This is a genomic window from Dolichospermum circinale AWQC310F, from assembly GCF_000426925.1.
GTDB classification, from domain to species: Bacteria; Cyanobacteriota; Cyanobacteriia; order Cyanobacteriales; family Nostocaceae; genus Dolichospermum; species Dolichospermum circinale.
On the sequence record NZ_KE384685.1, the window covers coordinates 151,160 to 162,965 of the forward strand.

An 11,806-nucleotide genomic window follows, 5' to 3' on the forward strand; every position below is an offset into this window, starting at 1 on the left:
GGTCAAGCCTTATGTAGCAAATATGACTCAATCCGAATTACACGCCGTTATGACTGGTGGTTTTGCTACTATTGCTGGTGGGGTATTAGGTGCTTATTTATCTTTTGGCATTCCCCCAGAACATTTAATTGCAGCTTTTTTTATGACTTCTCCTGTTTCTTTGATAGTATCAAAAATCATGTATCCAGAAACAGAAGTGTCGGACACTACTGGAAAAGTTAATATAGATATCAAAAGTAATTATGTTAATGTGATTGACGCAGCGACTTCTGGGGCAATTGACGGCATAAAATTAGCGGTGAATGTGGGAGTAATAATTATTGCTTTTTTAAGTTTATTGGCCGCTGTTAATGCTGGTTTAGGTTGGTTGGGAAAATTATCTGGTTATCCGCAATTATCACTAGAATGGATGTTGTCTTTTATTATGTTTCCTGTAGCCTGGTTAATGGGGATAACTTGGGCTGACTGTGGACAAGTTGGGGTTTTATTAGGTAAAAAGACGATTTTAAATGAATTTATCGCCTATTTGGATTTGGGAGAACTGATTAAAAAACAGGAAATTTCTCAACGTTCAATAATTATTACTACTTATGCCTTATGTAATTTTGCTAATATTGGCTCAATAGGAATTACCATTGGTGGGATCACAGGAATCGCACCAAACCGTCAAAAAGATTTAGCACGTATGGGTGTAAAAACAATGATTGGCGGATTATTGGCAGGTTTTATTACTGCTGGAATTGCGGGAATGTTGATTTAATCAGAATAAAATTGCTGATAGACTTTAGCAGCATTTCTTAATTTTAAATTGGGTTGATGTGGGTTAAGTCATGGTTCAATAAAAACCTGTTGGTCTTGTTTATTTAATAATATGATTTTCTGATTTATGGAATTAAATCAACCTTACATAACTCAAGAATAGTATTAATAAACGCCTTTAATTCAGCACATTGATTAATGGAAACCATCAAATCTTGCCCTTTTAAAATTCTCGCAGCATCACGAATTTTATTGTAACTGCGTTTGCATTTACCTGTTTCAAATATTTCTTTAATTCTATAAAATGGTGGATTTCCATGATTTACCTTTTCTGGTAAACCTGCTGGTGATGACTTGTTAGATTTTGCTAAATCCTTCAAGTTTTCTACAATACGCTTGAGTTTATCTCCTTTGGGAATGCGTCCATCATGGGTAATAAACTTGAGTTTGGGTATTTTTTGTAACCGTAATATGAGAAAACCTAATACAGCACTTACCGGTGTTATGAGGTACATATTTAGCGGGCAAGATGCCCGCACCACAAGAGTTTCATGATTCAACTTTGTACTTCATCAGATCGGAAACCGCTGTAAAACTTGCTTAAATGCTGTTTCCGTTGCACCCTCAACTAAAATTGCTATTTTCATGGACGACCTCCCATTAAATTCATTGCCCAAACTTGATCTAAACTATATTCTTCTAGCCAATGTTCTAAATTAAAACTATCACCAAACAAGCGACGATATCCTTCAATAGTTATCCTTTCAAATGAGTTCATAATCTAAGTCTTGCCAATGGTGATGAATAAATAGTATTTTATCATTTAACTAGTTTTTGCACGCTTTAATTTACGCTAAAAATGCCCATGATTACCAAAACAAAACACCTAATCATCTCCTTTATCTCCTTTGCTGCTATCCTCACCAGTCAAGCCGTATCAGCTACCATCACCCTGCCCCTCCGTAGTAAAAGGGGAATGGTAGTTTCTGCAAATTCTCTGGCCAGTGAAGCTGGACTTTTAATGTTAAAAAAAGGCGGAAATGCCATAGATGCAGCAGTAGCTACAACCTTCGCTATTTCAGTCGTTGAACCTTTTTCTGCTGGTATTGGTGGCGGTGGTTTCTTACTTTTTCATTCTCAAAAAACCGGGGAAATTAAAGCTTTAGATTTTCGAGAACGCGCACCCATTAAAGCTACTAAAAATATGTATTTAGATGCTGAGGGAAAAGTGCGACCTGGCGCGAGTATTACTGGTTATTTAGCAGTAGCAACACCGGGGACTGTAGCAGGTATGTACGAAGTTCATCGTCGTTATGGTAAGTTACCTTGGCGAGAGGTTGTGAAACCTGGAATTGCACTGGCTAAAAATGGTTTTATAATTAGTGATAGGGTTGCTTGGCGTTCTTCAGCAGCCTACGAAATCCGTAAACAAGCAATACTAAAAAACCCCGCAGCTAAAAAAATATTTACTCGTAATGGTGAATATTATCAACCAGGAGAAAAATTAATTCAAACTGATTTAGCTAAAACTCTAGAAGCAATTTCTGAAAATCCTCAAAGTTTCTACACGGGAAAAATTGCTGAAATAATAGCCTCAGATATGAATAAAAATGGTGGTTTAATTACTATTGAAGATTTAAAACAATATCAAGCAATCTGGCGCAATCCTGTATGTGGTAACTTTCGTAAAAGTAAAATATGTTCTATGCCTCCACCATCATCTGGAGGAGTTAACTTATTACAAATGTTAAATATGATCGGTGACACAGACTTAAAGTCTTGGGGATGGCATCACCCCGATGCTATACATTTAATCATAGAAATAATGAAAATTGCCTATAGCGATCGCGCAGAATATTTAGGTGATCCTGATTTTGTTAAAGTTCCAATTTCCCAACTTATTAGCCCAGCTTATGCCCAAAAACGTCGCCAAGAAATTAACATGAAAATGGCAACACCATCAACAGAAATTAAACCTGGACTCAAAACTTCAAAATTTCATGAATCAACAGAAACCAGTCATTTAAATGTAGTGGACGCAGATAGAAACGCCGTCAGTTTAACCTTCACAATTAACTTAGGTTTTGGTGCGGGAATTGTCACACCCGGAACAGGAATAGTTTTAAATAATGAAATGGATGATTTTGCAGTTGCACCAGGAGTACCAAACGCCTTTGCTTTAGTGGGTAAGAAAGCTAATAGTATAGCACCCAAAAAAACGCCCCTTTCTAGTATGACACCCACCATTATCACCGAAAATAATCGCTTGCGAATGGCTGTTGGTGCGCCAGGTGGTAGTACAATTATTACCCAAGTATTGCAAATAATTTTGAATGTTTTAGAATCCAAAATGGATGTTGGTGCAGCGATTTCGGTCCCCCGCATACATCACCAATGGCTACCAGATGAATTGCGAGTGGAAGTATGGGGTTTAGATGCGTTAACCGCTGAAGACTTGCGCCGACGGGGACATAGAATCACGGAAACTCGACCTTGGGGCAATGCAAATGCCATCACAGTTACAGAAGATGATACCCTAGAAGCAGCGGCCGATCCTCGCGGTGATGGTTCTCCAAAGGGTTATTAATTCTCTTTTTGACCATAACCTAATTGCCAATTTTTTACTTCTTTGAGATCATTGATTTTACCTGTGAGAATAAACTTAATTGCAGTGAGTGTTTGTAAATATGCTTTTACTAAATAATGTCCCGATTTAGCATTAATTCCAGCTATAGTTTGACTACGATTTGCTACAACTCCACAGAAGGTTTGATTGAATGGTAAATTAACTTTAATTAAAGGATCATGTGAATAATTATTTGGTAGCATAAACACAGCATATACATGATGTTGACCTAACCAAGGACGAACCACAACTTTCTTAGGATGAATATAATATTTTGTACTTTCACTAATCATAAATCCGTCATTTTTACAAGGAAAATTTGGTAATTTATGCCAGAAATTACTAAAGCAAATTATGATAACTAAAGTCAAAATAAACAGGAAATAAGGGATTTGACGGCTTCGCACTGCTAGATCCAACAACTATGTTTTTACTCATATTTTGATTTTACCAACTTGTGCTAAAAAATAAAGTGCGATCGCTTACGATACTAAATTATTACGATACTAAATTATATGGTGAAAAAGATTTTAGAGTTAAATCTTTGTATAAAAACTAACATAAAAAATGACTAAGAATTTAATTTTCACCAAATTCAAAAAGTATGTTATAGTGTTAAATGTATATGCAAGGGCGCGTGGCTCAGTGGATAGAGCAACAGGTTCCGGTCCTGTGGGTCGGGGGTTCAAGTCCCTCCGCGCTCATATTATTTACCAGCCTAACCATAAAGGTTTGTGCTTGCTTGAGTAGATCTTAATTTATGCTTAGTTTGAAAACTCTGTTGAGTTTTAGGTTTGGTTTCACACAACTTTTCATGGTTTATAATGTCTTATTCCACTCAAACCCCTAATAACTCAAATATTTGGGCGGTTACTACTGATTTAACTATTCTCCGTCATCAGCTCCTAGATTTATTTTGTCAGCTTGCTTATCAAGAAGGGGATTTTGTTCTCTCTTCTGGACAACGTAGTTCTTACTATATTAACGGGAAACAAGTAACACTTCATCCCCAGGGTGCTTTAGCCGTGGCGAGACTATTGTTACATATCTTATCTGAAGATACTCAGGCTGTAGCTGGTTTAACTTTAGGGGCTGATCCTATTGTATCAGCAGTGAGTGTAGTCTCTGTCTATGAAAATAGACCGATACCAGCTTTAATTATTCGTAAGGAAGCCAAGGGACACGGTACAATGGCTTACATTGAAGGTCCGAGTTTACCCCAGGGTGCGAAAGTCGTAGTTTTGGAAGATGTGGTAACAACTGGACAATCTGCACTCAAAGCCGTGGAACGATTACAGGCAGCAGGTTATACTGTAAATATGGTAATTTCACTGATAGATAGATTGCAAGGGGGTGGGGAGTTATATGAGTCTGCTGGGTTGCAATTTCAGGCTTTATTTACGATTCAGGATCTTCAGGAACGCTATCGAGAAATTAAATCTACGATAGAGTAACCTGTATTGGTAACATGGTGTGGTGGGTGACGCTATTGTTAACCCACCTCGGAAATTCTGGAAATCAGCTTCATAATTTCCTGATAATATTGTATATTTCCTGACTGGGAATAAAGATCAGCGGATTTGCGGAAATCCTTAATGGCGTTTAGATGATTCCCTAGTTGTCTATGTATATCCGCTCTGACTAAATAGGCTAAGGGATAACGTGGTTGTAATTGTATTGCTTGGGTTAAATCTGTTAATGCTGCTTTTAATTCTCCTAAAAGAAAGTAACTGCGACCACGATTAAACCAGTCTTCAGCTAAATTAGGGTTAATACTGATTGCTTGGGTATAATCAGATATTGCTTTCTTATACTCATTGAGGGCATAACGGGCATTAGCGCGATCGCTATAAAATACAGCAGATTGGGGATCTAATCGTAAAGCCTCAGTAAAATCACTGATTGCACCATTAAAATCTTTGACTGTATAACGAATATTTCCTCTGTGATAGTAGGCGGCTAAAAAGTCAGAATCTATTGTTAAAGCCTGGTTATAGTCTTTAATTGCTGCTTGTATATTACCTAAAAACTTGTGAGCGTCACCTCGTTTGCAATATGCTGGAGCAAATTCTGGGGTGATTGATATTGATTGAGTATAATCTGCAACAGCACCGACAAAATCCTGCATAGCTTCCCGCACCGTTCCCCGTCCATAGTAAGCTGTAGCTAAAAGGGGATTAATTTGTAATGATTGATTATAGTCAGTAATTGCATTTTCATAATTTCCTAATTGGTGATGTGCATTAGCTCGAAAAGCATATACTATATCTAAATCAGGATTAATTTGTAATGCTTGATTATAATCGCTAATTGCTTGGTGATAATCCCCTAGATTGCCATAAATTAAACCCCGTTGATAGTAAACTTGAATATCATCAGGAACTATTGTTAATGCTTGATTAAAATCCTTAATTGCTTGGTGATAATTTTGGAGATGAGCATAAATTAAACCACGATTGTAGTAAGCTGTAGCACAATTAGGATTAATTTCTAGAGAACGATTATAATCACTAATAGCATTTTGATATGCTTGCAAAGCATAATAACTATTACCACGATTATGGTAAGCTTCTGCAAAATTAGGATTGATATTTATAGCTTGGTCATAATCAGCGATCGCTTTTTCATAATTACCTAAAATATGAAAGATATTACCACGATTAATATACGCAGTGGAAAAATTAGCAGATAATGCTAAAGCCGCATCAAAACTAGCAATTGCTTGTTGATAATTACCCCTACGATAATGATCTAAACCCTGTTGATGTAAAGTATTAATAATATTTTGATTCATAAATAAAGAGAGAATAGAGAAGAAATTTATCTTTTTCTCGATCTAGATTAATAGATATCATTATCAAATTCCAAGTTTTTCACAGGCTGCTTCCAAAGAAATCCCATCTTGACGTTTTCTAGCTGCAAGTAATCTTGCTTTCATGGCTGAACTGCTTAATAGATAAGCCCTTTCTCTCTCAGCCATTATTTATTGCTAAAGGGCAATGGAACTACGGAAATCGATTGAAATTTCTTGAACTGAATCACCTGAGATCACTTGATTCAGTTCTCAAAGCTCTGGAACCATAATCATGAGCTTCTGCGTTAGATATTCTAAAGAACTAGCTTCTGTTGCTAAACCGGGTACATCTTCACTAGAGGCGGTCCAGACTTGAGCCTCTTCATCCCAGAAAGCATGGACTTTTAAAGATAATTCACTCATAAACGTACACTATGACACAACGATCGCTTCCTCCAATTATACCTCTTATTGAAGTGCGGAATGTGGTCTATAGTATCAACTATCGTCAGATGCAGGAAGCACTAAAAGACCTGTTATGTCTAGACATTCAACCTGACTGACTTAATTGATAATATAGACCCAAAAACAGCTTTTAATGAGTCTCCATTTACAGATGTTGTCCCTGTTTTGGATGTGCTATTAAAAGCTAAAGATACTCATGTTCACAACAAGATTTTTCCTTCACATCTGGAACAGGATCATAACCTCCTGGATGAAAAGGATGACAGCGTAAAATCCGCATAATAGCCATCCAACTACCCCGAAACACCCCAAACCGTTCAATTGCTTGAATCGCATACATAGAACAAGTCGGTTGAAAGCGACAAGTGGGGGGAAACAGAGGAGAAATAAATAAACGATAACCCTGAATGAGCCAAATCAATAATATTTTCAATATTTTCATACCCAAATCTAATAAAGTAGGATTAAAGTGAAAAATACATCTATTTGACATTGTTTAACACATTTCTCGGCTTGGAAACCATTTCTCCATTATCGCTGCAAATTGCCCCGGCTGCGGTTTGGGTGGGATTAATTATCTGCATTGCTTGGGTAGTATATCGTTTTACTGATAGTGAACCAGAAATCATTCGTAAAATCGTGCATATTGGCATGGGTAACGTGATTTTAATTGCTTGGTGGTTAGATATTCCTGCTTATGTGGGAATTACTGCTTCAGTTTTGGCGAGTATTATCACCTTGATATCCTATAAATTCCCCATTTTTCCTGGTATTAATAGCGTCGGTCGTCATAGTTTGGGAACATTTTTCTATGCTGTGAGTATTGGGGTTTTAGTGGGTATTTTTTGGCATTTACATCAACCTGAATACGCTGTTTTAGGGATTATGATTATGGCTTGGGGAGATGGATTAGCTGCTTTAATTGGTAAACGTTTTGGCAAACATCAATACATATTTTTCGGTTCTCAGAAAAGCTGGGAAGGTTCTTTAACAGTGACTTTAATTAGTTATTTGATTTGTGTAACTATTTTACTTGCTACTCAAGGTAATATTTGGCAAACTTGGATAGTTTCTTTAATAGTTGCCTTAGTAGCTACGATTTTAGAAGCATTTTCTTTTTGGGGAATAGATAATTTAACCGTTCCTGTCGGTAGTGCTACTTGTGCTTATCTGTTAGCTCAGATACTCTTTAATTCCTGAATAATTGCTGGTATAGGCAAATATATAAAAATATAGAGATTAAATTTTTTCCTGATAAAAAAACCAAAGTAAATTCCTATCATCAGATTTTTCTATGAAAAAAAAATTAAACAATAAAAATTATGAATTATGAAGATTTTAGAAAAGAAAATTAATGTATTAACAATGTATCAGCTAACACTATTTTAGTGATAAAAAACTATTTTGTCTCTACTTTTAGAAGTTATTTTGTCTCTACTTATAGAGGTAAATTTGCAAACATTACTTTCTACCCTTAGATTTATGAAATATTAGCCAACAATGCTTATAGTTGAGTTGTTAGGTAATAAAACACTTAATCACATAAGTGAGGCTAATAATCGTGTCAAATCAAATGTTAACCGTCCTATCAGATCAAGAACAAGAGTTACTAACTGGTGGTGCAGATTTTTCTCTAAACTCAAGTGCTTTTGGTAATAGACGTTCAGGCACATTGGGTGAAAGCAATTCTAATCTTCAGGGTAGTACAGTCAAAGGTGGAGGTCTTAATAATACCACCGTTACCGCATCAACAGGTGCAGTAGGTATAACTGCACCCGTTGCACCTGCTGTTCCTGCTGTACCTGTTGTCACTCTTCCTTCATAGATTGGGATAATAAAAACAAATTAGGATTCCAGAGTTATTTTACCATTTTCTCTTTTGCCAAACCCAATTCATATCACCATTGAATTTAGGAGAATAGCATTAGTGAATTAGTTTCTGGAATCTTTTTTATGCAAAATTCAAAATTTATGCAATTCAACTATTGATTTATCACTAAAGGTGTAATACCGTGAATTATTCCCATAACTTAAATGAATCAAATTCTGATCATCTCCATATTTTAGAAGCTAATGAGTTTCTTCCCCATATCGGTAAATGGATTCATATCGGTGGGGGAGTGATGATTAGTATGTTTGTAGTTGCTGCAAGTCTTACTTCCATTCTTTATTATAACGTCACGGTTAAAGTTCCCGCAACTATCCGACCATTGGGAGAATTACGGTTAGTTGAATCGGCAATGACGGGAACTATTAAAAGAATTGCTGTCAAAGAAAATCAGGTAGTAAATAAAGGAGAAATAATTGCTTATATTGATGACTCCCAACTACAATCTCAAAAAAGACAACTGCAAAATACTATTGAGAAAAATCAATTACAACTTATTCAAATTGATGCTCAAATTAATCAAATTAATACTCAAATAATTGCTCAAACTAACTTAAATAACCGGACTATTATAGCTACCCAAGCTGAATTAACTGGAACTCAACGTAACTATAAAGATCAACAAATTAAAGCCATTGCAGAAATGACACAAGCTAAAATAACTATAAATTTAGCCAAGGAACAATTAGAAAGATTAAAAAAAGAAAAGGTATTAATAGCAACGGTACAAGAAGCAGAAGCAGCATTAAAACTGGCTATCTTACAGAGAAATCGCTTGCAGAATATAGCTGAATCGGGAGCAATATCTCAGAATCTAGTCGAGGAAAAAGAACAAGCCGTTAAATCGGCTCAATCAAAATTAGAACAAGCTAAATTTAGTGCTAAAAATCTCCAAGAAGAAAAAGAACAAGCTGTTAAATTAGCACAAATAAACCTACAAAAAGCAAAAAGTGCCGTCAATCCCAGTAATGCAACAGTAACAGTAGCATCGGAAAGAATTAAACAAGAAAAGTCCAAAGGTGAAGCTAATTTAGCAGCTTTAAAAAAAGAAAAAGAAACATTAATTCAACAACATTTAGAACTACAAAAACAACAAATTCGCACCCGTCAAGAACTACAACAATTAGAAAATGAGTTGAATAAAAGTGTGATTCGCTCTCCAACTAATGGTACACTTATGCAACTTAAACTCCGCAACCCTGGACAGGTTGTACAACTCAGTGAAGCTATCGCTCAAATTTCTCCTGTAGATGCTCCTTTAATTATCAAAGCTCACGTTCCTGCTAAAGATATTGACAAAGTCAAAACCGGTCAAGCAGTGCAAATGCAGGTTTCCGCTTGTCCCTATCCTGACTATGGAACTCTCAAAGGAACTGTCAAAACTGTTGGAGCAGATGTTTTAGCAACCACACAAAATAATCCGAATAATTCAATTATTAGTACACCCCAATTAGCTACTTATGAAATTAATATTGAACCAGAAAGTCTATTTTTAGGAAAAGGTAATCATTTATGTAATCTCAAATCTGGTATGGAAGGACACGCTGATATTATTTCTCGTCGGGAAACTGTACTCCAATTCATCCTGAGAAAAAGCAAGTTAATTACTAATTCATAGGTGAAAATGTAGGTTGGGTTAAGGGATAGCGCAACCCAACATCAGCTTTTTAAAATTGGGTTTTCTCACGTCAACCCAACCTACTAAAATACTCTTAATAATTATTTTCAATATGCTCAATACTTTTAAAAATCATCAAGATTATCAGTGTACTTTACAGTTAAGTGAAGAAGACTGTGGAGCAGCTTGTTTAGTTTCTATTAGCAAGCATTATGGACATTTTTTAAGTATGATTAAAAGTCGGGAAGCTGTTGGTACTGGACAATTAGGAACAACATTATTAGGTTTAAAAAGAGGCTCAGAAAATCTCGGTTTTAATGCTAGGGCAGTTAAAGCTTCTCCAGAAATTATAGACAGAATTACAGAAATTACATTACCCGCAATTATCCATTGGCAAGGCTATCATTGGGTTGTTTTATATGGTAAAAAAGCAAAAAAATACGTTATTGCCGATCCTGCGGTGGGAATCCGTTATTTGACAAAAGAAGAACTAACTGCTGCCTGGAACGGTGTAATGCTCTTATTAGAGCCAGATCCAGATCGTTTTTCTGACCAACCCCAAGAAGAATCAAAAGGTGGAATAACGCGCTTTTTTCGTCGCATTTTACCCTATCGTGGCTTACTAACTCAGGTTTTAATGATTAATATTGTCCTGGGTTTACTAGCTTTAGGAACTCCGGTTTTGATTCAATTATTAACAGATGATGTTCTCGTTCGTGGAGATGTACAATTACTTACTGTTGTCGTTTCTGCTGTTGTCGTTATGAGTTTATTTAGTGGAGGTTTACAAGTATTCCAAGCTTTAATGATTTCTCATTTTGGACAAAGATTACAATTAGGTTTAGTCTTAGAATTTGGCCGTAAACTTCTGCAATTGCCTTTAAATTATTATGAATCCCGTCGCAGTGGTGAAATTACTAGCAGACTCCGAGATATTGGCGAAATTAACCAATTAGTATCACAAATTGTGATTGTTTTACCTAGTCAGTTTTTTATCGCTGTAATTTCTCTTGGCTTAATGTTATTTTATAGCTGGCAATTAACAATAGCCGCTTTATTAGTTGCTGGTTTAATGACCTTATCTACTTTACCTTTTTTACCTATTTTGCAACAAAAAACCCGCAGCCTCTTAGTTTTAGGAGCAGAAAATCAAGGTGTTTTAGTAGAAACATTTAAAGGCGCACAAGTAATTAAAACTACCAATGCTGCTCCTCAATTTTGGGATGAATTTCAAAGTCGTTTTGGTCGTCTAGCTAATCTTACTTTTAGTACAGTACAAATAGCAATTATCAATGGTACTCTTGCCAGAATTATATCTACAATTGGTGGCGTTCTCTTACTAGGATTTGGCAGTATTTTGGTAATTAGAGGAAATTTAAGCATCGGTCAAATGTTAGCTTTTAATGCTTTAGAAGTAAATGTTTTAGCTTTAATTAACTCATTAGTTAGCTTTGTGGATGAATATTTTCGCTCTCAAACCGCAGTTTCTCGATTATTAGAAGTTATTGATGCTACACCAGAAGTAGTAGGAGGAAGTCAAAAACCAATTGTACAAATTTCCAGCAATGCTGATATTAGTTGTTCAAATCTTAAATTTCATCACCCCGGCAGAGTTGATTTATTAGATGATTTTTCTATTCAGATTCCGGGAGGAAA

Annotated in this window: 15 protein-coding genes and 1 tRNA gene; 9 read left to right on the forward strand and 7 right to left on the reverse strand. The window is 35.8% G+C overall.

Features of this window, described 5'->3' with window-relative positions; all coding sequences use genetic code 11:
• Positions 1-760: nucleoside transporter C-terminal domain-containing protein (locus ACIR310F_RS26865; protein WP_331271314.1), on the forward strand; the 760-nt coding region annotated here is incomplete at its 5' end.
• Between the two features lie 124 nt (positions 761-884).
• Here the strand turns inward: ACIR310F_RS26865 and ACIR310F_RS22415 are convergent.
• Together ACIR310F_RS22415 and ACIR310F_RS27360 are read right to left on the reverse strand one after the other, a co-directional pair.
• Positions 885-1,274, reverse strand: coding sequence for a DUF4276 family protein (locus tag ACIR310F_RS22415; RefSeq protein ID WP_051289615.1), 390 nt, complete (start codon positions 1,272-1,274; stop codon positions 885-887).
• A gap of 128 nt (positions 1,275-1,402) precedes the next feature.
• The gene (locus ACIR310F_RS27360) at positions 1,403-1,537 is read right to left on the reverse strand and encodes a hypothetical protein (protein ID WP_269208366.1); all 135 of its coding nucleotides are present in this window, start codon (positions 1,535-1,537) and stop codon (positions 1,403-1,405) included.
• Between the two features lie 87 nt (positions 1,538-1,624).
• Here ACIR310F_RS27360 and ggt point away from each other — a divergent pair, with 87 nt between their 5' ends.
• Complete coding sequence (gene ggt, locus ACIR310F_RS0112740) at positions 1,625-3,346, forward strand: gamma-glutamyltransferase (RefSeq protein WP_414534263.1); 1,722 nt, start codon at positions 1,625-1,627, stop codon at positions 3,344-3,346.
• Here the strand turns inward: ggt and ACIR310F_RS0112745 are convergent.
• Positions 3,343-3,678 (reverse strand): hypothetical protein, encoded by a 336-nt coding sequence (locus tag ACIR310F_RS0112745; protein WP_231387518.1) that lies wholly within the window; start codon positions 3,676-3,678, stop codon positions 3,343-3,345. The genes ggt and ACIR310F_RS0112745 overlap by 4 nt on opposite strands.
• A 338-nt stretch (positions 3,679-4,016) precedes the next feature.
• Between ACIR310F_RS0112745 and ACIR310F_RS0112750 the strand changes: the two genes are divergently transcribed.
• Together ACIR310F_RS0112750 and pyrE are read left to right on the forward strand one after the other, a co-directional pair.
• A tRNA-Arg gene (locus ACIR310F_RS0112750) sits at positions 4,017-4,089 on the forward strand.
• 120 nt (positions 4,090-4,209) lie between these two features.
• Positions 4,210-4,839: an orotate phosphoribosyltransferase gene (gene pyrE / locus ACIR310F_RS0112755; protein ID WP_028084168.1), complete on the forward strand. Its 630-nt coding sequence runs from the start codon at positions 4,210-4,212 to the stop codon at positions 4,837-4,839.
• A 38-nt stretch (positions 4,840-4,877) separates the two neighbouring features.
• On the opposite strand, the gene ACIR310F_RS22420 is transcribed toward pyrE, so the two are convergent.
• From ACIR310F_RS22420 to ACIR310F_RS24355, 3 genes are all read right to left on the reverse strand, one after another.
• Positions 4,878-6,179, reverse strand: a complete 1,302-nt coding sequence (locus ACIR310F_RS22420; RefSeq protein ID WP_051289617.1) for a tetratricopeptide repeat protein — start codon at positions 6,177-6,179, stop codon at positions 4,878-4,880.
• Positions 6,180-6,242: 63 nt separating this feature from the next.
• Positions 6,243-6,365 (reverse strand): hypothetical protein, encoded by a 123-nt coding sequence (locus tag ACIR310F_RS27365; RefSeq protein ID WP_028084169.1) that lies wholly within the window; start codon positions 6,363-6,365, stop codon positions 6,243-6,245.
• A gap of 84 nt (positions 6,366-6,449) precedes the next feature.
• Complete coding sequence (locus tag ACIR310F_RS24355; protein ID WP_081677590.1) at positions 6,450-6,602, reverse strand: DUF1902 domain-containing protein; 153 nt, start codon at positions 6,600-6,602, stop codon at positions 6,450-6,452.
• A gap of 11 nt (positions 6,603-6,613) precedes the next feature.
• Between ACIR310F_RS24355 and ACIR310F_RS27370 the strand changes: the two genes are divergently transcribed.
• Positions 6,614-6,742 carry a hypothetical protein gene (locus ACIR310F_RS27370; protein ID WP_269208365.1) on the forward strand — a complete coding sequence of 43 codons (129 nt, stop codon included), beginning with the start codon at positions 6,614-6,616 and terminating at the stop codon, positions 6,740-6,742.
• An 86-nt stretch (positions 6,743-6,828) separates the two neighbouring features.
• On the opposite strand, the gene yidD is transcribed toward ACIR310F_RS27370, so the two are convergent.
• Positions 6,829-7,077, reverse strand: coding sequence for a membrane protein insertion efficiency factor YidD (yidD, locus tag ACIR310F_RS0112775; protein WP_028084170.1), 249 nt, complete (start codon positions 7,075-7,077; stop codon positions 6,829-6,831).
• A 59-nt stretch (positions 7,078-7,136) separates the two neighbouring features.
• Here yidD and ACIR310F_RS0112780 point away from each other — a divergent pair, with 59 nt between their 5' ends.
• The 4 genes from ACIR310F_RS0112780 to ACIR310F_RS22430 form a co-directional block, all read left to right on the forward strand.
• Complete coding sequence (locus tag ACIR310F_RS0112780) at positions 7,137-7,844, forward strand: diacylglycerol/polyprenol kinase family protein (RefSeq protein ID WP_028084171.1); 708 nt, start codon at positions 7,137-7,139, stop codon at positions 7,842-7,844.
• 361 nt (positions 7,845-8,205) lie between these two features.
• Positions 8,206-8,469, forward strand: coding sequence for a CTB family bacteriocin (locus ACIR310F_RS22425; RefSeq protein WP_155963786.1), 264 nt, complete (start codon positions 8,206-8,208; stop codon positions 8,467-8,469).
• Between the two features lie 187 nt (positions 8,470-8,656).
• Complete coding sequence (locus ACIR310F_RS0112790; RefSeq protein WP_028084172.1) at positions 8,657-10,150, forward strand: HlyD family efflux transporter periplasmic adaptor subunit; 1,494 nt, start codon at positions 8,657-8,659, stop codon at positions 10,148-10,150.
• A gap of 112 nt (positions 10,151-10,262) precedes the next feature.
• Positions 10,263-11,806, forward strand: a 1,544-nt coding sequence (locus tag ACIR310F_RS22430) for a peptidase domain-containing ABC transporter (RefSeq protein WP_231387520.1), incomplete at its 3' end; no start/stop codon positions are given.